Annotated in this window: 21 protein-coding genes; 4 read left to right on the forward strand and 17 right to left on the reverse strand. The window is 66.4% G+C overall.

Features of this window, described 5'->3' with window-relative positions; all coding sequences use genetic code 11:
- The first annotated feature begins 12 nt into the window (after positions 1-12).
- From K307_RS12430 to K307_RS12440, 3 genes are all read left to right on the forward strand, one after another.
- Entirely contained in the window at positions 13-804 is a 792-nt protein-coding gene (locus K307_RS12430) for an enoyl-CoA hydratase/isomerase family protein (protein ID WP_042878566.1), read from the forward strand.
- A gap of 2 nt (positions 805-806) precedes the next feature.
- A complete protein-coding gene (locus tag K307_RS12435; RefSeq protein ID WP_051974837.1) occupies positions 807-2,738 on the forward strand; it encodes an acyl-CoA synthetase in 1,932 nt (643 codons plus the stop codon).
- A 103-nt stretch (positions 2,739-2,841) separates the two neighbouring features.
- A complete protein-coding gene (locus tag K307_RS12440; RefSeq protein ID WP_042878567.1) occupies positions 2,842-3,843 on the forward strand; it encodes a Bug family tripartite tricarboxylate transporter substrate binding protein in 1,002 nt (333 codons plus the stop codon).
- Positions 3,844-3,884: 41 nt separating this feature from the next.
- Here K307_RS12440 and K307_RS12445 read toward each other — a convergent pair whose 3' ends face one another.
- From K307_RS12445 to K307_RS12480, 8 genes are all read right to left on the reverse strand, one after another.
- A complete protein-coding gene (locus tag K307_RS12445; RefSeq protein WP_042878569.1) occupies positions 3,885-4,694 on the reverse strand; it encodes an oxepin-CoA hydrolase, alternative type in 810 nt (269 codons plus the stop codon).
- Positions 4,695-4,721: 27 nt separating this feature from the next.
- Positions 4,722-5,660, reverse strand: coding sequence for a ketopantoate reductase family protein (locus tag K307_RS12450; protein WP_042878570.1), 939 nt, complete (start codon positions 5,658-5,660; stop codon positions 4,722-4,724).
- Between the two features lie 11 nt (positions 5,661-5,671).
- On the reverse strand, positions 5,672-6,130 hold the full coding sequence (locus K307_RS12455; protein ID WP_042878572.1) for a MaoC family dehydratase: 459 nt from the start codon (positions 6,128-6,130) through the stop codon (positions 5,672-5,674).
- A gap of 74 nt (positions 6,131-6,204) precedes the next feature.
- Positions 6,205-7,392, reverse strand: coding sequence for a thiolase family protein (locus K307_RS12460; RefSeq protein ID WP_042878574.1), 1,188 nt, complete (start codon positions 7,390-7,392; stop codon positions 6,205-6,207).
- A 25-nt stretch (positions 7,393-7,417) separates the two neighbouring features.
- Entirely contained in the window at positions 7,418-7,618 is a 201-nt protein-coding gene (locus K307_RS12465; protein ID WP_042878576.1) for a hypothetical protein, read from the reverse strand.
- Positions 7,619-7,688: 70 nt separating this feature from the next.
- Positions 7,689-9,293 (reverse strand): DHA2 family efflux MFS transporter permease subunit, encoded by a 1,605-nt coding sequence (locus tag K307_RS12470; RefSeq protein WP_051974838.1) that lies wholly within the window; start codon positions 9,291-9,293, stop codon positions 7,689-7,691.
- A complete protein-coding gene (locus tag K307_RS12475; RefSeq protein ID WP_042878577.1) occupies positions 9,293-10,399 on the reverse strand; it encodes an HlyD family secretion protein in 1,107 nt (368 codons plus the stop codon). Before K307_RS12475 ends, K307_RS12470 begins: the two co-directional genes overlap by 1 nt.
- A 66-nt stretch (positions 10,400-10,465) precedes the next feature.
- Complete coding sequence (locus K307_RS12480) at positions 10,466-10,954, reverse strand: winged helix-turn-helix transcriptional regulator (RefSeq protein WP_042878578.1); 489 nt, start codon at positions 10,952-10,954, stop codon at positions 10,466-10,468.
- 123 nt (positions 10,955-11,077) lie between these two features.
- Between K307_RS12480 and K307_RS12485 the strand changes: the two genes are divergently transcribed.
- Positions 11,078-12,544 carry an efflux transporter outer membrane subunit gene (locus K307_RS12485; RefSeq protein WP_042878580.1) on the forward strand — a complete coding sequence of 489 codons (1,467 nt, stop codon included), beginning with the start codon at positions 11,078-11,080 and terminating at the stop codon, positions 12,542-12,544.
- Between the two features lie 95 nt (positions 12,545-12,639).
- Here K307_RS12485 and K307_RS12490 read toward each other — a convergent pair whose 3' ends face one another.
- The 9 genes from K307_RS12490 to K307_RS12530 all read right to left on the reverse strand — a co-directional run bounded on the left by K307_RS12490 (position 12,640) and on the right by K307_RS12530 (position 21,337).
- The gene (locus K307_RS12490) at positions 12,640-13,683 is read right to left on the reverse strand and encodes an alpha/beta fold hydrolase (protein WP_042881918.1); all 1,044 of its coding nucleotides are present in this window, start codon (positions 13,681-13,683) and stop codon (positions 12,640-12,642) included.
- A gap of 198 nt (positions 13,684-13,881) precedes the next feature.
- Complete coding sequence (locus K307_RS12495) at positions 13,882-14,214, reverse strand: Dabb family protein (RefSeq protein ID WP_080745006.1); 333 nt, start codon at positions 14,212-14,214, stop codon at positions 13,882-13,884.
- Positions 14,215-14,271: 57 nt separating this feature from the next.
- On the reverse strand, positions 14,272-14,574 hold the full coding sequence (locus K307_RS12500) for a YciI family protein (RefSeq protein WP_042878581.1): 303 nt from the start codon (positions 14,572-14,574) through the stop codon (positions 14,272-14,274).
- 12 nt (positions 14,575-14,586) lie between these two features.
- Positions 14,587-15,468 (reverse strand): intradiol ring-cleavage dioxygenase, encoded by an 882-nt coding sequence (locus K307_RS12505; protein WP_042878582.1) that lies wholly within the window; start codon positions 15,466-15,468, stop codon positions 14,587-14,589.
- A 30-nt stretch (positions 15,469-15,498) separates the two neighbouring features.
- Positions 15,499-16,467 carry a sugar ABC transporter substrate-binding protein gene (locus K307_RS12510; protein WP_155301134.1) on the reverse strand — a complete coding sequence of 323 codons (969 nt, stop codon included), beginning with the start codon at positions 16,465-16,467 and terminating at the stop codon, positions 15,499-15,501.
- A 64-nt stretch (positions 16,468-16,531) separates the two neighbouring features.
- On the reverse strand, positions 16,532-17,497 hold the full coding sequence (locus K307_RS12515) for an ABC transporter permease (RefSeq protein ID WP_042878583.1): 966 nt from the start codon (positions 17,495-17,497) through the stop codon (positions 16,532-16,534).
- A complete protein-coding gene (locus K307_RS12520) occupies positions 17,494-18,474 on the reverse strand; it encodes an ABC transporter permease (protein ID WP_080745007.1) in 981 nt (326 codons plus the stop codon). The genes K307_RS12515 and K307_RS12520 overlap by 4 nt, the downstream gene beginning before the upstream one ends.
- A 1-nt stretch (position 18,475) precedes the next feature.
- Entirely contained in the window at positions 18,476-19,984 is a 1,509-nt protein-coding gene (locus K307_RS12525) for a sugar ABC transporter ATP-binding protein (protein ID WP_042878585.1), read from the reverse strand.
- 12 nt (positions 19,985-19,996) lie between these two features.
- Positions 19,997-21,337 (reverse strand): amidohydrolase family protein, encoded by a 1,341-nt coding sequence (locus tag K307_RS12530; RefSeq protein ID WP_042878587.1) that lies wholly within the window; start codon positions 21,335-21,337, stop codon positions 19,997-19,999.
- Between the last annotated feature and the right edge of the window lie 73 nt (positions 21,338-21,410).

The following is a 21,410-nucleotide window of genomic DNA, read 5'->3' on the forward strand; positions in this document are numbered from 1 at the left end:
AGGAGACACCAGATGAGCAATATCACCGAGTACGAAACCGTCTTTGTGGACCGGGATGGCCCCTGTGCCGTCGTCACCATGAACCGGCTGGAGAAGTACAACGCACTCAACACGACACTTCGCACCGACCTCTACGCGGCGCTGTCCTCGCTGATGGCCGACCGGACGGTGCGCGGCATCGTCCTCTGGGGCGGTACCAAGGCGTTCGTCGCCGGGGGCGACATTCCCGAGATGCTCGCACGCCGCCCGATCGAGGCCTTCGTCCCGACCAGTGGTGCGCCCGACCTGTGGGCGCTGATTCACCACAGCACCATCCCCGTGATCGCGGCCATTGCAGGCCCGTGCTTTGGCGGCGGCCTGGAGCTGGCCATGGCGTGCGACCTGCGCGTGGCCGCGGACAACGCACTGCTCGGACAGACCGAAACGAACGTAGGCCTGATTCCGGGGCGCGGCGGTACCCAGCGGCTGACCCGGCTGGTCGGGGCGACACGCGCCAAGGAAATGATCTTTACCGGCGAAATCATCAAGCCGGACGAGGCTTACCGCATCGGACTCGTCAACAAAGTGGCGCCCGCCAGCCAGGTGCTGGAGGAAGCGAAGGCCTATGTGCAACGCATTGCCGAGAAATCGCCGCACTCCATTGCCATGGCCAAGCTGATGATCAATAACGGCCAGGACGCGAATCTCGAAACGGCGCTGATGCTGGAACAGCTTGCCTTTGCCACGCTGTTCAGCACTGACGATATGCATGAAGGCGGTGAAGCGTTCCTGAACAAGCGCCGTCCGGTCTACCAGGGAACCTGACCATGAGCCAGTTCAACACACGAGTGCCGGCTAGCCCCGGTCGGGTCGATCCCTACCAGCCGCGTCTGCAAGTGACGTCGCTGGCCGATATCAGGCATTTCGAGCAGACGCCGCTTGCCGACCGTCAGCTGCCCGACAGCACCTACGAGTTGCTGCGCCTGGCGCGCGACCGTGCGCCGGAGGCGCCCGCCCTGCACTACTTCGCCTCCGGAGACGAGCTGGGCAAGGCGGTCACCATCACCCATGCGCAGCTGTTCGGGCGCATCACGCAGACCGCCAACCTGCTGCACTCGCTGGGCCTGGGCCCCGATGACGTCATCGGGGTCCTGATGCCCGTGACACCGGAATCGCAGTACGCGCTCTGGGGTAGCGAGGCGACGGGCATTGCCTGTCCGGTCAACTGGATGCTGGAGCCGGAGATTATCGCGGCACTGCTGCGCAACGCCGGCGCCAAGGCAGTGATCGCCTATGGCCCCGACGCGGATATCGAGGCCTGGAACAAGGCCATGCTGGTGCGGCGCGAGCTGCCGGACGTACGGCACTGGATCAAGGCCGGCGGCGGCACGGCGAGCGAAGCAGGGATTGTCGACCTCGACGCCGGGATCTCCCGCTTCCAGGGCGAGGCGCTTGACAGCAAGCGGGTCTTCTCGCCGCAGGATACCGCCTCGATGTTCCATACCGGCGGTACCACCGGCACGCCCAAGCTTGCGCTGCACACCCATGGCAACGAGGTGGCCATGGCCTGGGTGAGCGCGATGCAGATCGACGTCCAGCCAGGCGACGTGCGCGTCTGCGGGGTGCCGATGTTCCATGTCACGGGCGTGCTCACCAATTGCCTGATGCCGCTGGCCCGTGGCGCATCGGTCGTGCTGCTGACCTCCAGCGGCTGGCGCGATCCCTCCGTCATCCGCAATCTCTGGCAGATCGTCGACCACTTCGGGGTCACGGCGCTGGGCATGGTGCCGAGCGTGGTGAACATGGCCCTGAATATTCCGATCGGCGACGCTGACATCAGCTCCCTCAAGGCGGCGAGCTGCGGTACGGCGCCGCTGTCGGTGGCCGTCGCGGAGGCGTTCGAGCAGAAGACCGGGGCGATGATCTTCGAAGGCTACGGTCTGACCGAAGGTACAGCGCTGAGCGCAACCAACCCCCGCTATGGCGAGCGGCGCATCGGCTCCATCGGCCTGCCCATGGCCTACCAGGAGATGAAGGTCGTCAAGGCTGCCGGTGGACGCATCCAGCGCGAGTGTGAGCCGGGAGAGCCTGGCATCGTGGTGGTGCGCGGACCCAACATCTTCGCCGGCTACCTGAACCCGGAGCAGAACAAGAGCATCTGGTTCGAGGGCGGCTGGTTCAATACCGGCGACCTGGGCTATGTGGACGAGGATGGCTACTTCTGGCTGACCGGCCGGGCCAAGGACCTGATCATCCGCGGCGGCAACAATATCGATCCGCGCATGATCGAAGAGGCGCTGTATCGGCACCCCGAGGTATTCGATGCCGCCGCCGTCGGCCTGCCGGACGCACATGCCGGGGAATTGCCGGTCGCGTACATCGCGCTCAAGCCGGGTAGCACCTATCCGATCGGACGCATCAAGCACTACGCCTATGAGGTGATCCCGGAACGCGCCGCCGTGCCCAAGCAGTTCTACGTGGTCGATGCCATCCCGAAGACGGCCGTCGGCAAGATCCAGAAGAACACGCTGCGCAGTGACGCCGTACTGCGGGCGCAGCGGCAGATGCTTGCCGAGGTCAAGGCGGACGCACCGGTTCCGCTTGTCGATATCCGCATCGAAGATCGCGGGGACCAGGGCATCCTGTCCACGCTGGTGCTGCCCGCCACCCTGAGCCACGAGGAAAGGGAGGTCGCGGTAGCCACCATCAGCAAAGCGTTCACGACGCTGACGATCAAGTACGCGGTGGTCTACGAGTAGCCCATTCCCAAAAACAGAGCCTCGCCAGAGGCAGTGCGAGTGGCATGCCGGCAGCGCCTCACGCCCGGCATGCCGGCTCGTAGAATCCATCAAGGAGACAACCATGACCATCCAGCTTTCGCGCCGGCGCCTGCTGCAGGCTGCCTGCGGCGCCGCGCCGGCGCTGCTCGCCCCATCCTGGCTGCGGGCGCAAGCGCCCTATCCGAGCAAGCCGATTGTCGTCAAGGTCGCATTTCCCGCTGGCGGCCCGGCGGACGAATCGATCCGCGCGGCAGCCGTCGTGATGAAGCGGAGCCTGGGGCAGAACGTCATTGCCGACAACCTCCCCGGCGCAAGCGGCTCGATCTGCGCGATGAATGTGCTGCGCAGCGCCAGCGATGGCTACACCCTACTGGGCACGACCGGCATCGACTTCCTGGTCGCGCCACTCACCATCGCGTCGGCCAGGTACTCGCCGGAGAAGTTCAGGCTGGCGGGCTTCAGCGGGATTTCGGACTTCATCCTGGTCTCGAATCCCTCGTTGTCGTTCAGGAACGTCGACGAGGTCATTGCTTACGCGAAAGACCCGAAAAACCGTCCACTGTCGCTGGCACACTGGGGCCCCGGCTCGGCGCCCCACCTGGTCGGCGCCGACTTCCAGGCCCGCACCGGCGTGCGCTTCCTGGAAGTGCCATACAAAGGCGCGGCCCCGGTCAGCAGCGACATCGCCGGTGCACAGGTAGACCTGACCTTCATTCCCATGGGCGGCCCGACTTACGGGATGATCAAGGCCGGCCGCTTCAAGCCGATCGGGGTCGCCAGCAAGGCCCGGCATCCGTCCTTGCCCGATGTGCCGGCGCTGTCTGAAAACAAGGTCCTGGCCGATTTCGAATACAGCCAGTGGGCAGGCGTGCTGGCCCCGCCGGATACACCAGACGCCGTAACGGCACGCGTGGTGGAGGCCATGAACGCCTGGGTGGCCAGCCCCGAGAACCGCACCCGCCGCAGCGTTAACCTTCAGCGCGCGATTGAGCCAATGACCATGGCCCAGGCGCAAGCCTTCCTGAACAGCGAACACGCCAAGCTGACCCGCATTGCCAAGAACCTGAAGCTGGCCGGGCAATAAGGCCTGGTGGGGGCCTGGTGGAGGCCCCGTTGGCAATGCGTTCAGTCAGCCGCGCCGCGGCGCAGGCTGACAAAATCGGCGGGCCGTTTCCCCAGGAATGCAGCAATGCCTTCGGCGGCTTCGGCGCCGCCCTGGGCCACGGCCATCGCGATCCGTTCGGCTTCCAGCTGGTCGTCGAGCGTGCGCTCATGGGCATGCCGGCACAGCGCCTTGATCGACCCCATCGCCTGCCGGGGCCCTTGCGCAAGCCGCGCCGCCAGCGCGATCGCCACCGCGCCGGCCTGTCCTGCTTCGACCAGCTGGTTGACGACCCCGAAGTGCTGCAACTGCTCCGCCGTGATGCGATCGCCGGTCAAGGCCAGTTGCGTGAGCACCTGCCGCGACAGGCTCTGCGCCAGCAGGCCCGTAATGCCGCCATCCGGTGTCAGCCCCACCTTCACATAGGCGATCGAGAAGGCAGCACCGGCGGACGCCACGAGCAGGTCGCAAGCCAGTGCCAGCGAGAAGCCCGCGCCCGCCGCGCCGCCTTCGACCGCTGCCACGATCGGCTTGGGATAATCGCGCAGCTTGCACACCACGTCGTGCAGGTGCCCCAGGCGCTCGATGCGCTCCTCATAGGTCAGTTCCCGCCGCTTGCTGATCAGTTCCAGGTCGCCGCCCGCGCAGAAGTAGTTGTCAGCGCCGGTTAGCACGACCGCGCCAATCTCTGGATCGTCCGCGGCAGCGGCCAGCGCGGCGCGGATATTGTCATAGAGGTCGGCCGCGATGGCATTGCGCTTGCCGGGGTTGTTGATGGTGAGCACCAGCACGCGGCCTTCCGTGCGCTGCAGCAAAGAGGAAAAAGTGGTCATGTCGTGAAGTCTGTCAGTGGGGCGAGATCAGCCGGCAGTCTGTTGGGCAGCGCGCTGACGCTCATAGACCTGCAGGTGGCAGTAGGCCGTGCGGCTCAACGGGAGATCGCGCCCGCGTTCGGCAGCGCGTGCAATGAGATCGCCGACGATAGCGTCGGCTTCGATGAGTGGGGCGCCCTGGGCAATATCCCGCATCATCGAGGCCGCCCAGGTCGATGAACTGTCCAGCAGGCGGCCCTGCATGGCATCGGCAACGGGTTCCGGGATGGCGTGGCCACATAGTTGCGCCACCGTGCGGCACTCCGCCATCGCGTCAAGCATCAGGCGACGACCGTCCTGCGTCTTCATGATGTCCGCGACGGTCCCTCGCATCAGGCATGTCATGACCGCGCCTGCGGCGATCATGGCCCATTTGTTCCACAGTTCCTGCTCAATGGCGCCCGATATCTCACGCGTGCCCGCTGCCCTGGACACCAGCGCATGAAACTCCGTGGCCAGCGCCGAAGTCTGCGCGGCGCGCGGCCCAACTACCAGCCGGTCCATCCGGCCAGCGTGCAGGACGGTTCCGTCCGCGGCCAGCGTTGTCGCGATGTACGAGACCCCGCCCAGCACGCACTCCCTGCCAAAGCGGTGGTCGAGCCGATCATAGGCAGCCAGGCCATTGAGCAGGGGCAATACCGCGGTGCCGCGGCCGACGGCCGGGCTGATCGCTGCGATCGCATCGTCAAGGTCATAGGCCTTGCAGGCCAGCAGGACGAGGTCATACTGCGCATCGACCTCGCCCGCCAGGACCGTTCTTACCGGGCGATGGAAGTCGCCAAGCTCACTGCGCACCGCCAGCCCATGGCGTTCCAGCGCCTGCGCGCGTCCGGGCCGCACCAGGAAAGTCACGTCCGCGCCCGACTCGATCAGTCGCGCGCCGTAGTAGCCGCCCATCGCACCGGCACCGAGTACCAATATCTTCATGGCGCCTCCGTCTACGCGTTGCCAGCGGGACGGCGCTGCGCGACCAGATTGACGACGCCGGCCTGCACGGGTTCGTCATGCTGGTTGAAGGTTGTGATGCGCACCTTCACGATACCTTGATCAGGACGCGACTTGGACGTCCGCACCTCCAGGATCTCGCTCTCGACATGCAACTCATCGCCGGGCCGCACCGGCTTGGGCCAGCGCAACACCTCGAAGCCCGCACCGATGATGCCACCCGCGGGTTGAAGTTCGCCGTCGACCAGCAGGCGCATGGTCAGCGCTGCCGTGTGCCAGCCGCTCGCGGCCAGGCCGCGGAACAGTGTATCGCGGGCAGCGGCTTCATCGAGATGGAAAGGCTGCGGGTCGAACTCGGCAGCGAAGGATTTGACTCTGTCCTGCTCGACGGTCAGCCGCCCTGAACCATATTTCTGGCCCGGCGCCAGGTCCTCGATGTATTGGTTGTTCATGCTTGCTACTCCAGGTTTCTTCACGCTGTTTTCACGGACCAGCGCGCGCCCGTTGCGAAACGCCCGCAGACGAATCAGGCCAGCGCCTCGAGCGCCAGCGCAATCCCCTGCCCGCCGCCGATACACAGCGTGACGATGCCACGGCGGATGCCGTCCGCGCGCATGGCATGCAGCAGGCGCGTCGTCAGCACTGCGCCGGTCGCTCCGATCGGATGGCCGTGCGCAATGGCGCCACCGTCGACATTGATGATGTCGTGAGGCAAGCCAAGCTCCGCGGCCACTGCGAGGGGCACCGCGGCAAAGGCTTCATTGATCTCGATGCGTTCAATATCGCCCAGCTCCCAGCCGGCGCGTTGCAGTGCCTGCCGCACCGCCGGGACGGGCCCAAGGCCGAACAGGCCGGGCTCCACGGCCCCCACCCCATAGGCCACCAGCCGCGCCATCGGCGCCAGCCCCTTGCTTTCGGCCAGCGAACGTTCGGCAACGATCATGGCCGCCGCCCCGCTGTTAAGCCCCGGTGCATTGCCGGCCGTGATGGTGCCGTCCGGGCGGAAGGCCGGCTTGAGGCGGCTGAGCGCGTCGAGGCTGGTATCGGGCCGGTTGGCTTCGTCCACCTCGAACAGGGTCGTACCGCCCTTCCCTTTGACCGGCACGCCGGCGATCTGGCCGGCGAATCGCCCCTTGGCCTGTGCCAGCGCGAAGCTCCGCTGCGAACGTTCGGCCCAGCGATCCTGCGCCTCGCGGCTGAGCGCATAGCGCGCGGCAAGATCCTCGGTATGCCAGCCGGAGTGCTGGCCGGAGAAAGCGTCGTGCAGTCCGTCGTACAGCATGCTGTCATGCAGCACTGAATCGCCCATGCGTTGTCCCCAACGGCCGGAGGGCATCAGGTAGGGCGCACGGTCCATGTTCTCCATGCCGCCGGCAATGGCGATGTCGACATAGCCCAGCCGCACCTCGTCCGCGGCCGTTGCGATGGCCTGCGCGCCCGAACCGCATACGCGGTTGACGGTCATCGCGGGAACCGAAACGGGCAGCCCTGCACCAATGGCAGCCTGCCGGGCCGGGTTCATCCTGTTGCCTGCCTGGATCACATTGCCGAACACCACGCTGCCAACCTGGCCGGGATCGATTCCCGCGGCCTGGACCGATGCCCGGATCACCGCGGCACCGAGCTCGGTCGCCGGGATGGATTTCAATGAGCCGTTGTAGGCGCCGATGGCGGTCCGCAATGGCTGGCACAGCACGACATCTCTTGCATTCATCGCATACTCCCTGAAAAACGCAGCATCAATCAGTCGCACGCGCGTCAGGCGACGCGCCGTGCGGAATGGACCTCGTGGCCGGGTCCTGAACCTTGCAATAGGCATTGGCCGCGCGGGCGCAGGCAACACCGGTGTCGCGCGGACGCTCGTTGGCGGCATACACGATCGTGCCGCCGCCGGCGATCAGCACAGCACACAGGAATCGTTTGCTCAGACTGGCTTTCATGGTCTGCTCTCCATCTGGTCGGACCTCGGCGGGACAGCTGCGCGTGGCGTATCCCGTGTCCTGACGGCATTCAATGCGCATCTGCCGACGGTCCCTTCGGCGGCGCAACCTTGCGCATCAGCGGCACCATCGCGGTGGCAATCGCGAAGCAGACCAGGATCAGCAGGAAGATGTCGCCAAACGTCTGCGTCTGCGCCTCGCGCCAGGCCAGTCCCCACAATTGCCTGAGCGCCGCGGTCTGCGCATCGACGGCATCTAGCCCGGCCGCCACAAACTGGTTGCTGAGCCCCTGCAGCAGGTTGCCCATGGCTTCATTGCCGACATTCAGGTGCTCGGCCTCGCGCAGGAAGTGCAGGTTGCCGCGGTTGTTGAGCGCGGTCGCGCAAGCCGCGATGCCGATGGCGCCGCCCAGGTTGCGCATCAGGTTGAACAGCCCCGATGCAAGCTTGAGGCGCTCCGGCGGCAGGCTGCCCAGCGTCAGCGTCACCGTGGGCGCCACCGCGAACTGCTGCGCCATGCCGCGCAGCGCCTGCGGCAGCAGCAGCTGCGCCGCGCCCCAGTCGTGCGTGATGGGGGCGAAGTACCACATCGACACCGCAAACAGCGCCAGGCCGGCCATCATCAGCCAGCGCAGGTCGACCCGGTTCGCCAGGAAGGCATAGATCGGAATCGACGCCATCTGGAACACGCCGGTGGAAAACACCGCCAGCCCGATATCCAGCGCGCTGAAGCCGCGCACGCGCCCCAGGAACAGCGGGGTCAGGTAGATGGTGGCAAAGATGCCGATGCCGGTGACAAAGGAGAAGAAGCAGCCGAGCGCGAAGTTGCGGTCCTTGAGCGCGCGCAGGTCCACCAGCGGGTTGGCATAGGTCAGCGTGCGCCAGATGAAGGCCACGCCAGACAAGCCGGAGATCCAGGCGGTGGCCAGGATCACGTCGTCGCCGAACCAGTCCCAGCGCGGCCCTTCTTCCAGCGTGTATTCGAGACAACCCAGGAACAGCGCCATCAGGACCATGCCCAGGTAATCGGCACCGCGCACCAGCGACCAGTTGGGCCGGTCGACCTTGACCAGCAGCGGCACCGCGATGGTGACGAAGATGCCCGGCACGAGGTTGATAAAGAACAGCCAGTGCCAGGAATAGTGATCGGTGATCCAGCCGCCGATCGTGGGCCCCAGCGTTGGCGCCAGCGACGCCAGCCCGCCGACGGTGGCGGCGGCGATGACGCGCTTGGGGCCGCTGAAGAAGGCAAAGGCCGTGGTAAACACCATCGGGATCATCGAGCCGCCCAAAAAGCCTTGCAGGGCACGGAACACGATCATGCTGTCGATATCCCACGCTACTCCGCACAGCAGGCTGGTCACCGTGAAGCCGGCGGCCGACGCGGCGAACAGCCAGCGCGTCGACATCACGCGCGACAGCCAGCCGGAGAGTGGGATGACGATGATCTCGGCGATCAGGTAGCTGGTCTGCACCCAGACCGTTTCATCGGCGCCGGCCGAGAGCGCGCCGCCGATATCGCGCAACGACGCGGAAACGATCTGGATATCCAGCAACGCGATAAACATGCCCACGCACATCGTGCCGAAGGCGAACACCTTGGCGGCGGTGGACATCTCGTCCGGCGCCGTGGGCACCACGGCGGGCGCAGGGCTGGTCAGGCTGGCCGCGGTCATCACTGCACCTGCTTGCCGGGCTGCGTATTGACCTGGGCGATGACCGACAGGCCCGGACGCAGGACGCCAAGCCGGGCATCCTGCTCATCCAGGCGGATCCGCACCGGCACGCGCTGAACGATCTTGGTGAAGTTGCCGGTGGCATTCTCCGGCGGCAGCACGCTGAACTGCGCACCGGTGGCCGGCGCCAGGCTTGTCACATGGCCATGGAAGACCCGTCCGGGCAGGACATCCGCTTCAATTTCGACCGGCATGCCGGGGCGCATGTGCGCCAGCTGTCCTTCCTTGAAATTGGCGTCCACCCACAGCCCGCTGGCCGGCACGACGGACAGCAGCTGGCTGCCGGCAGCGGCAAAGGCGCCGACGCGGGCGCGCCGGTTGCCCACGGTGCCGTCCACGGGCGCGCGCAGTTCCGTATAGCCAAGGTTCAGCTTCGCGATGTCGCGCTCGGCAATCGCCTGCGCCAAAGACGCCTCGGCCTGCTGCTTCTGTGTGCCAATCACTTCCAGCTGGCGTTGCGCGGCCAGCAGCGAGGCACGCGCCTTCTCCCCATTGGCCTGCGCCTGCTTGTAGTCCGAGTCGGCCTTTTGCGAGCTCTGGATGGAAACCGCTGCCTTCGCCACCAGGCTGGCGTAACGCACCTGGTCGTCGCGCGCCCGCACGGTGTCTGCATTGGCCGCCGCGGTGCCGGCCTTGGCCTGGGCGATCACAGCCTCCTGCAGGCGCGCGGTGGCATCCAGGTTTGCCAGCAGGGCCTTCTGTGCGGCAACGGCGCCCTCGGCCTTGGCCAGCGCGGCGCGGTAGTCGCGGTCGTCGATGCGGACCAGCACATCGCCCGCGTGGACCGTCTGGTTGTCCGTCACCGCGACCTCCGCGATGTAGCCACCGACCTTGGCACCGATCACCGTGACATCGCCGCCGACATAGGCGTCGTCGGTACTCTGCAGGTAGCGGGCTGACGTCCACCAGTGGTAGCCGTAGCCGATCCCGGCCAGTCCGGCGATCACCAGTGCGCCGGTCGCCAGCAGCCGTTTGGGGCTGGCCTTGGATTTCGACGCGGGAACGGGTTCGCTACCCGTCCGTTCAGTCAGCGTGTTACTGCTCATGGCACTTCCTTTCTGCTTTCAGGACTTACCCGCCGCCTGCGCAGCGGTATGGACGGAGGATCCGGTTCAGGCCTCGGCCGAGCGGCCCAGCCGCCGGCGCAAACGCTCGCTGGCCGCCGGGCCAGGCGCGAGGTGGTGTTCGGCTTCGGTAATGCGGCGACCGCTGGTGGCATCGACCAGCACCGGCTCGACGCGCGCGCCGGTGCGCCGGTCCGCCAGCTGCACGCTTTCGCCCTCAGGCGCGAGATGCTTGTTGCCCCAGGCCAGCATGGCCAGCAGCACCGGGCGGAAATCGCGACCGCGCTCGGTCAGGATGTACTCCGAGCGCGGCGGCCGGTCGCAGTACTGGCGGCGCTGCAGCATGCCCTCCTCCACCAGCGAGTTCAGGCGGCGGGTCAGCATATTGGGGGCGATATCCAGGTTCTGCTGGAACTCGTCGAAGCGCGTCACGCCGTAGAACGCTTCGCGCAGGATCAACACGCTCCAGCTGTCGGCAACGCGGGCGGCCGTGCGTGCGATCGGGCACGGTGTTTCTCCAAGCGGCTTTCTCTGCATGATTGGCTTCCCAGGAAAATGTGGTTGCTATCAATTTGAAAGTTAGTCTAGAGTAGTCACTATCATCATGCAAGTTAGTTTTAATTTGTGTCGTATTCGTTGCTTGTTTGAAAGGTTTCCGCAATGCCGCAAAGTCGATCCCGCCCTCATGTCCGGCGCGCCAGCGCCGGTCTCGCCCGCTTCCTGCCCACCCTGCTTGCGGCCAGCCTGGCCGCCTGCGCGGCTGGCCCCGACTACCACACGCCAGCCTCGGACATGCCCGCTGCCTATCCGCATGCAGCGGCCCTGGACGCCCGCGAAGCCACCCAGCCGGCGCCGTCATTGGACAGCTGGTGGCTGGGCTTTGACGATCCCGCGCTGACACGGGTCATCCAGCGCGCGCTGGAGCAAAACCTCGACCTGGCGGCGGCCATCGCGCGGGTCGACCAGGCTCGCGCCGCTGCGAGCCACGCCGGCGCCGAACTGCTGCCGCAGGCGTCGTTGTCGGGCAGCGTGAGCAAGCAGCACCAGTCGCTGGAAGGACCTTTGGGCAGCCTCGGCAAGAACCTGCCGGGCTTTGACCGCAACAAGACGCTGTACAGCGTGGGCGTGGGGGCAAGCTGGGAGATCGACGTGGCCGGCGGCCTGCGACGCGGCGCGGAGGCTGCCAGCGCGGAAGCCCAGGCCGCCGAAGCCGAGCACATGGGCGTGCGCGTGCTGGTGGCTGCGGAAGCGGCCGATGCCTACTTCCGCGTGCGCGGCGCGCAGCAGCGCATCGCAATCGCGCAACAGCAGGTGCGGACCAATGCAAGGCTGCTCGAGCTGGTGCAGCTGCGGCTGGCCGATGGCATCGGCGCCGAGCGGGAACGGGCCCAGGCGGAAGCGCAGCTCGCGCAGACCCGCGTGACCATCCCGCCGCTGCAGATCGAACTGGAGACGCAGCTGAACCGCCTCGATGTGCTGATGGGCGCGCAGCCGGGCACCTATGCAGCCGAACTCCTGGCGCCCACTGAACGCATGGCCGTGCCGCAGATCTCCGTGGCACAAGGCCCGGCCAACCTGCTGCAACGCCGCCCGGACGTGATCGCCGCCGAGCGCAGGCTGGCGGCATCCAGTGCCCGCATCGGCGTGGCCACTGCCGAGTACTACCCGAAGCTGTCGTTGTCCGCGCTGCTCGGCTTCGAGAGCCTCTCCGCCGGCAAGCTGTTCACCGCGTCCGCCTTCCAGCCCGCCGCGATCGGGGGGCTGCGCTGGAGACTGTTCGACTTCGGCAGGGTAGACGCCGAAGTGGCGCAAGCCAAAGGCGCCAATGCGGAAGCCCTGGCCACCTACCGCAAGGCGATGCTGCGCGCCACCGAGGACGTGGAAAACGCGATCATTGCGCTGACCCAGCTGGAATTGCAGAGCAAGGACCTGGCCGTGGAAGTGGTTGCCCACGCCCGCGCGCGCCGCGCTGCCGAGGACGCCTACAAGGGCGGAGCGGTCAGCCTGTTCGAAGTGCTCGAGGAAGACCGCCTGCTGCTGGCTGCTCGCGACCAGCAGGCGAGTGTGCGCGCCGATAACGCCCGCGCGGCGGTGGCAACGTTCCGTGCGTTGGGAGGAGGCTGGTAAGCGGATGGCAATGACGCTATCGACCCCCGCGGGGCAGCCGTCAAGTCAGCCTTCCAGAGGCTAACATGTCCATCCCGCACGCACCTGGATTGGCGCTATCGAGCAGCCTCCGCAAGTCCTTTCAGCAATGCCTCGTGAAAGGCAACTGGGTCTTGCATCTGCGGCGCATGACCAAGCTCCGGGAACTCGACCAACGTTGCGTTCGGAATCGCCTTCGCGCCGAACTTCCCCAGTTCCGGATAAAGGCCAATTTTCGCCTTAACCTCGGCCGGGGCCACGTCCTTGGCGATGGCGGTCGTGTCCTTGTCGCCAATCAGCAGGAGCGTCGGCGCCTTGATGCGCCCCATCTCATAAACCACGGGTTGCGTAAAGATCATGTCGTAGATGAGCGCCGAGTTCCAAGCCACCTGCTGCTTTCCCGGGTCGCGGTTCATCCCCGCCAGCATCTGAACCCATGGCTCATACTCCGCGCGCCAGCGGCCCACGTAATAGGTCTCTTGCTCATAGCGGCGGATCCGGTCCGCGCTGGTCGCAAGTTCGCGCTCGTACCACTCGTCAACGGACAACGAAGGTACGCCCTTGGCCTTCCAGTCTTCGAGCCCGATCGGATTGACCAGCACCAACTGTTGCGTCTGGTCCGGATACATTAGTGCATAGCGCATCGCAAGCATGCCCCCGGTTGAATGCCCCATGACAATAACGCGCCCGATTCCCAGCGACGCCAGCAAGGCGTGCGTATTCCTGGCTAGTTGCTGGAAGCTGTACTGGTAGCGTGCCGGCTTGGTGGATTTGCAGAAGCCGATCTGGTCCGGCGCGATCACGCGATACCCGGCCTCACCCAGGACACGGATAGTTTCCTCCCATGTTGCCGCACAGAAGTTCTTGCCATGCAGCAGCACAACGGTGCTGCCATTGGCGCGCGGCGGCCTGACGTCCATGTAGGCCATATGCATGGCGTCTCCTTGAGAGGAGAATGCATAGCTCTGGACGGGATGCGGATAGTCGAAGCCCTGGAGCTCCGGCCCATACGCCGGGCCGTTGCTGTCGCCGACGGTGGGCGTGCCTGCAGGTGCTGCGATGGCTCTGGAGGCAAGAAGAACCGCGAATACCACGAGTGTGACAAGTTGTGTAAAACGCATGAGATTCATCGTAACTGGGGTGCCATTCTGGCAGGCACAACGCCAGACGCAGGCCGCGGGAGTGTCCTCAGGCGGATCCTGCCGAGTGTCTGTCGCGTCTGGCTGGATTCTAGTCCACTAGATCGCCACCACCCCAATCCGGCTACCGCAACTCGCACAATAAGCCTCCTTTGAATGCTGACCTGACACGCTCCGTGGTCAGTGATCCTGTCCGGCATGCGGTCCGGCGTCGTCGTAATCGACCTGGTAGCGGGCTATGCGCAGGTCACCGAGCTCGCGCTTGACGCGTTGGTGCTCGGGATGGCTGGCGTAGCCCTCGAGTGCGCTGCGCGACTCGAACTCCGAATACAGGACCACGTCGCAGGCGTAGTCGACGCGGCTCGAGTCGACGCCGATCTCGATATGCCGCAGGCCGGGAATCCTGCCGCGCAGGCCCTCGAAGGCATCCTTGAGCCGTGCGATGGCAGCGCGCTTCTCGCTTTCACTGTCCCCACGCAGGTTCCACATCACGATATGTTTTACGATGGGCAAAATATCCTCCGCTGGCTGACGCCTGGTTCCTCTTGGTTGCTGTGAATGACCGTCGGCTCACGCCGCCGGAAAACCCATCTTCTGCGGCCACATATTGTTGAAGGCGTGAATCGAGCTGGTGGCGTAGACCCCGGCGCGCGTGAACGGCTCTTCAGCGAGCCAGGCGCGCGCGGCGTCGATTGACGCAAAGTCGATCACCAGCAGGCTGCCGACCATGGTTTCGCCGTCCTCGGCCAGCAGCGGGCCGGCGAAGGCAATCCGGTTCTCCACGGCGCGCAGGTAGACCTTGTGTTCCGGGCGTACGCGCAGGCGCAGTTCGCCCACGCCGGGCTTGTCGATGAGATGAAATACGTAAAGCATGGGCTTGCCTCTTTATCGGTTTGCGTGCGTAAGCTGCGCGGGGTTGAGCACGAAGTCGTATTCAAGCGTGTAAAACGGTGTTTCCGACTCGCCACCATCGGGCGTCTTGCCTGCTTCGTGCCGGCCCCAGTTGGCCACCAGTGAGGAGCGCACACCGAACACGGCGTCGGAATCCAGGTAGGTGTCGCCGTCACGGAACACATGGGTGACAAGCGTCTCGTAACCGGGTGCCGAAATCATGAAGTGCAGGTGCGCCGGGCGCCACGGATGCCGTCCCATGGCATCGAGCATGCGCCCGACCGGGCCGTCGTGCGGGATCGGATAGCACTCCGCCACGATGGACTTGAAGTGGAAGCGCCCCGATGCGTCAGCGTGCAACGTGCCGCGTCCCTGCGCGCAGGTGCGCCCAGGGTCCTGCACATCGTAGAAGCCCTCGGCATCGGCCTGCCAGACTTCCAGCCTGGCGCCCGGCACGACCTCGCCCGTGATGCTCCTGACCTGGCCGCTGACGTAGCAGGGTTCGCCCGCCATGCCGTTGCCCACGTCGGCGCCGAGCTCGTACTCGGGCGCGTCGTCGACATAGAACGGGCCGAACACCGTGGCCTCGGTACAGCCTTGCGGCATGCGGTGGTTCTGCGCGGTCACCAGCGTGGACAAGCCCAGCGTGTCCGAGAGCAGAATGAACTCCTGGCGGCTGGGGTTGCAGGTATGGCCCACGTCGGTCAGGAACTGGATGCCCGCAGCCCACTCCTCCTCGGTCAGCCTGATCTCCCTGGCGAAGGCGTGCAGGTGCTGGATCAGGCTGGTCATGACCTCCTTGAGCCGGCGGTCCTTCATATCGGCATTGCGAGCCAGTACCGCCTGGGTAATGGTCTCTTCATCGAGATTGCGCATGGTGCGGATTCCTTGATTGCCTGCCAGCCGCTACGCCTTGGCGCCGTCTTCCCAGCGCGGGCAGGCGCGCTTTTCCACGGGGATGTCGAGCGGCTGGTAGTTGGTCTTGTCGATCACCGTGGCCGGCAGCACGATGTCCTGCTTCACCGGCTGCCCGCGCAGCTTGCGGATCGCCGCCATGGTGCCGAGGCAGCCCTGGGCGAAACCGTTGTAGTCGCCGGTGGCGAGCATGGTGCCGGCCTTGATCGCGTCGATCGCTTCCTTGGTGCCGTTGATGCCGGAGACGAGCGCCTTGCGGTTGGCCCCCTGCAGCGCCTCGATGGCACCGATCGCCATGGCGTCGTTGGCGGCGAACACCGCGTCGATCTGCGGATACGACTGCATCAGGTTCTCCATCACCTGCAAGGCCTGCAGACGCTGGTAGTTGGCCGGCTGCGAGGCCAGCAGCTTGACGCCGGGGAAGGCCTTGAGCGCATCCTGCACGCCGCGCACGCGATCGACATTGGTCAGCGAGCCCTTCACGCCCTCGAGCAGCACCACATTGCCCTTGCCGCCCATGGCCTTGAACAAGTGGCTGGCGGTCTTCAGGCCGAGTTCGTAGTCGCTGGCGCCGACGAAGGACACGAAGGTGCCGACATCGCTGCGGTCCGTGACGTTGACCACCGGGATATTGGCCGCATTGATCTTCTTCACGCCCGGGCCCATCGCCTTGTAGTCCACCGGCACGAACACCACGGCGTCGGCCTTCTTGACGATGACGTCCTCGATCTGGCTCATCTGCTCCGGAATGCTGTCCGGCTTGGTCGGGATATAGTGCGTGACCTTCGCATTCATGCTTTTGGCCGCCGCGTCAGCGCCCTGGCGCAGCACCTGGAAATAGGGGTTGGTCTGGTTCTTGGTAAAGACGGCGATCCGTTCGCCGTCGGCATGGGCGGCCGGCATGGCCAGCACGCCAAAGGCCAACATGGCGGCGATCTGCTTCAGGTTACGCGCTTGCATTGTCTGTCTCCTTGGTCTTGGAATGGCGCCTGCGCGGTCCGCGCCGGCATTGCTGCTGCCTCGCTTAGCGGGTGCCGAGCCGGCGGCGCGACAGGGTGTCGAGGAATACCGCAAGCACCACGATGATCCCGGTGACCAGCGGCTGCCAGTTGGCGCTGACCGTCAGCAGGTTCATGCCGTTGAGCACCAGCGTCAGGATGATGGCGCCCACCAGCGTGCCGGAAACCCGGCCCACGCCGCCGAACAGCGAGGTGCCGCCGATCAGTACCGCGGCGATAGCCGGCAATGTCAGCGTCTCGCCGATATCGCCCTCGGCAGAGTTCAGCCGCGCCAGGAACACAAGGCTGGCCAGCCCTGCCATCGCCCCGCTCACCGCATAGACCAGCACCAGCCGGCGCGTGACCGGCACGCCCGACAGCCTGGCGGCCACGGGGTTGGCGCCGATGGCGTAGATCTCCTGGCCGTAGGTGGTCTTCTGCGACATCGCGGTACCCGCCACCAGGAACGCCAGCATCAGGAACACCGGGATCGGTACGCCCCACAGGTAGCCGCTGCCGATGGCGCGGAACCCGGGCGCGAAGCCGTGGATGGTGTCGCCGGCCATGAACCAGTAGGTCAGGCCGTGCAGCACCCACAGCATCCCGTAGGTGGCGATAAAGGGCGGGATGCGCAGCACCGCCACCAGCAGGCCGTTGCCCAGCCCGATCAGCACGCCGCTGCCCAGGCCGACGCCCACGCCAAGCATGGTCGACCCGGTGGCCTTCATCACGCTCGCTGCCAGGCAGGCCGACATCGCTACATTGGCCCCAACCGAAAGATCGAGGCCGCCGGTCAGGATCACCAGCGTCAGGCCCGAGGCCAGCAGGAACAGCAGGCTGGCCTGGCGCAGCACATTGAGCAGATTGTTCAGCGTCAGGAAGGCATCCGACGCCACCGCCAGCGCCGCGCACAGCAGGCCGAGCGCAAACAGCCGGTAGGCAAAGGAGCGGGCGTCCGTCGACAACGGGGCCCATGCGGTTAAGGTGCTCATACTTTCCCCTTGATGGATTCGATCAGCAGCACCACCAGCACCAGCACGCCAATGGCCGCCACCTGCACCGAGGACTGCACACCGACCAGGTTCAGGCCGTTGCGCAGCACGCCGACGGCCAGCACGCCAAGCACCGTGCCCGGCAGCCAGCCATTGCCGCGATCGAAGGTGGTGCCGCCGACCGCCACCGCGGCGATGGCATCGAACTCCAGCCCCATCGCCGCGGTGGGATGGCCGGCGTTCATGCGGGCGGTCAGCAGCAGCGCGGCAATGCCCGCCATCACGCCGCCCAGCGCGTACACCGTGACCAGCCAGCGGTGGATGCGCACGCCGGCGAACTTGAGCGCCTCGCGGTTGCCGCCGAGGGCGAACACATAGGCGCCGAAGCGGGTGCGATAGAGCAACCAGTGGAACAGTCCGTAGCACCCCACGGCGATCCATAGCGGAACCGGGATGCCGAGCAGCTCGCCCGAGTAGAACAGCGGAATGGTGTCGCCGATGCCCACCACGCTCTGGCCATCGGTGACGACCAGCGACAGCCCCTGCGCCACGCCGAGCGTGCCGAGCGTGGCGACGAAGGGCGGAATCCCCAGGCCGGCCACCAGCGCGCCGTTGAGCACGCCGAACAGCAGCCCGACGCCAAGCGCCGCCCCCAGCGCGAGCAACAGCGAGCCGGTCGCCACCATGACCATGGCGAGCGCCACGCCGCACAGCGTGAGCACCGCGCCCATCGACAGGTCCAGCCCTTCCGTCATGATGATCAGCGTCATCGGCAAGGCGATCAGCAGCAGGATGGTGGACTGCGTGCCGACGTTGAGCAGGTTGGCCACGCTCAGGAAGCCCTGGCCGCTGGTGGCAAAGGCCAGCGTCAGCAACAGCAGGACCCAGACCGAGCCGGGCAGCTTGCCGAGCGCCGGCATGATTGCCGTCACAAGGGGCTGTGTCCCGACGCGCGGCAGGGCACGGGTATCAGGCATATCAGGCATCGTTCATCCCCAGTTGCAAAATGCTTTCCTCGGTCATTTCCGCATGCGAGAGCTGGCCGGCGATGCGGCCTTCACGCATGACATAGGTCCGGTCGCAAACGTTGATGATCTCCGGCAGCTCGGAACTGATCAGCAGCACCGCCGCGCCCGCCTTCACCAGGCCATCGATCAGCGCAAAGATCTCGGCCTTGGCACCCACGTCGATGCCGCGGGTCGGCTCGTCGAAGATAAACAGCCTGGATTCGGCCACCAGCCATTTGCCGATCACGATCTTCTGCTGGTTGCCGCCCGACAGGAACTGCGCAAGCTGGTCGCCGCCGGGCGTGGCGATGCGCAGGCGGCCGATCTCGCGCGTGGCCAGCATGTCGGCCTTGCCGCTGCGGTACCAGTGCGCGGGGAAGGCGCGGCGCAGCCCGGCCAGCAGCAGGTTGTCGCGCACGGTGCGGATCAGCGCCAGGCCCTCGGTCTTGCGGCTTTCCGGAATCAGGGCCGCGCCAAGCGCGCGCGCCTTGTCGGGGCCGCCTTTCATCGGCTTGCCGAAGATGCGGATCTCGCCCTGGCGGATCGGGGCGGCGCCGAATACGGCCCGGGCCACCTCGCTGCGGCCCGAGCCCACCAGCCCGGCCAGGCCGACGATCTCGCCGGCGTGCACCTGCAGGTCGATGTCGTCGATACCGTTGTCGGCGCTGACGCCGCTCACCTCCAGCGCCATTTCCCCGACGGGGCCGCCGCGCACACGGGTGTAGCTCATATCGACCTTGCGGCCCACCATGCGTGCCACCAGTTCGTCGGGCGTGGCTTCGCCCGGCAGGTAGCTGCCGACCTTGCGGCCGTCGCGCATCACGGTGATGCGGTCGCCCAACGCGAACACCTCGGCCATGCGGTGGGAGATATAGATCATCGACACCCCCTCGGACTTGAGCTTGCCGATCACCGCGAACAGCTTCTCGGTCTCGCGGTCTGACAGCGCCGCGGTGGGCTCGTCGAGCACCAGCATGCGGGCGTCCTGCGACAGCGCCTTGGCGATCTCGACCATCTGCTGCTGCGCCACCCCGAGGCGGTGCACGGGCGTATGCGTGCTCAGGTCCATGCCCAGGATATCGAGCAGGCGGCGCGCCTCGGCATGCATCCGGTCGTGGGCGACCGAGCCTGGCACGCGCCCGCGCGGCTCGCGCCCGAGGAAGATGTTCTGTGCGATATCCAGGTAAGGCACCAGCGAGAATTCCTGGAAGATCACGGCGATGCCGAGCCGCATCGTATCGGCGGGACTGGCCACGCTGACGCGCTGGCCCTGGTGGTAGAACTCGCCGGCGTCGGCCACATACACCCCGCACAGCACCTTCATCAGCGATGACTTGCCCGCGCCGTTCTCGCCCAGCAGCATGTGTACCTCGCCGGGGTAGATCGCGAACGACACATCGTCGAGCGCCTTGACGCCCGGAAAGCCCTTGCAGATGCCGCGCATCTCGAACAGGGGCGTCACTTCGGTGATCGCGTTCATCAGGGTCTCCTCTTATGCGTGGACAGGCGCGCTGAGCAGGCGCTCGCCGGACGCGCGCAGCGCCTCCAGCTTCGCCGGTAGCCCGTCGACCAGCAGGTGGCCATGGCGCTTGCGAGCCACGCCGCCGACAAACACGCTGTCGATATTGGCCACGCTGGCCTGCATCACCACCGCGCCGACCGGGTCGTGCAGCGGCATCATGTTGAGCCGGCGCGCGTCGATCAGCACTAGGTCGGCCTGCTTGCCCACGGCAAGCGAGCCGATGCGATCTGCCATGCCGAGCATGCGCGCGCCGGCCACGGTGATCCACTCCAGCGCCTCGCGGCAGCTCACTTCGTGGCTCGCGGCAATCTCGCCGTGCTGCGCGCGGAAGACAGCATGGTCCAGCGCGCGCTGCACGCCGAGCGCAACCCGCGCGGCAATGAACATCTCGCCGGACAGGACCGATTCGAGATCCACACCCAGCGAAGGCGCCGCACCCAGTTTGCGCAGCCGGCCCGTGATGGGAAAGCCGTGGCCCTGCGTCAGCTCGTTCTCCGGCGTCAGCGAGAAGCTCATGCCCGCGTCGACAAAGCGCGCAAGTCGCGCGTCGCTCAGGTTGTTGCCGTGCACGATATTGATGTGCGGCCCGAGCAGGCCGGCGGCCTCAAGCCGCTCCCACCCGTCGGGCGTGCGCGCGGCGCCGCCACCCTGGTGCATGCTGGCCAGCAGGCCGAACTCGCGCGCCAGGGCAAAGTCGTGCAGCGCCACCTCCATGGTGGAATAGTGCGGGCCGAGTATGGCCAGGCCCAGGCTTACCAGGCTGGAGCCCTGCAGCCGCCGCGCAAGGCGCCCGACCTCGCTGCGCGGATGCGGGGTTTCCCAGAACGGCGCAACGCCGGGCCTGGGGTCCGGCTTGGGCGAGCCGTGCAGGAAGGCCGCGCGGATGCCCGACTGCTCCAGCGCGTCGAGCGCGGCATCGCTATGGGAGGGGGTGGGATTGTTGTGGCACCAGTCGACCAGGGTGGTCGTACCGCAGTCGAGCTGGTTCCACGCGCCGACCAGCGTGGCGATATGGATATCTTCCGGAGTAAAGCGCGTCGCCAGGCCGGCATGCATCCGGCGGAAGTATTCGGTCAGCGTCCAGCCGGCGGCCACGCCGCGCAGCGCGGTCTGCCAGGTGTGCATGTGGGCGTTGATGAAGCCGGGCGCCACGATAAAGCCGCGCGCATCGATCTGCGCGGCAGCGGGTGCGTCGATATGCGGCGCGATGGCGGCGATGCGCTCGCCTTCGATCAGCAGGTCACCAATGAACTCGCCATGGGCGGCCTCCATCGTGACGAGCGTCGCCCCGCGAATGAGGGTACGCGTCATGCCCTTTGTCTCCTTGGCCTGGCGGCTGGCCGGGGTGCCGCCGCCTCCGCTTTTTCAGCGTTGTGTACTTGTG

It is taken from the genome of Cupriavidus necator A5-1 (assembly GCF_000744095.1).
GTDB classification, from domain to species: domain Bacteria; phylum Pseudomonadota; class Gammaproteobacteria; order Burkholderiales; family Burkholderiaceae; genus Cupriavidus; species Cupriavidus necator_A.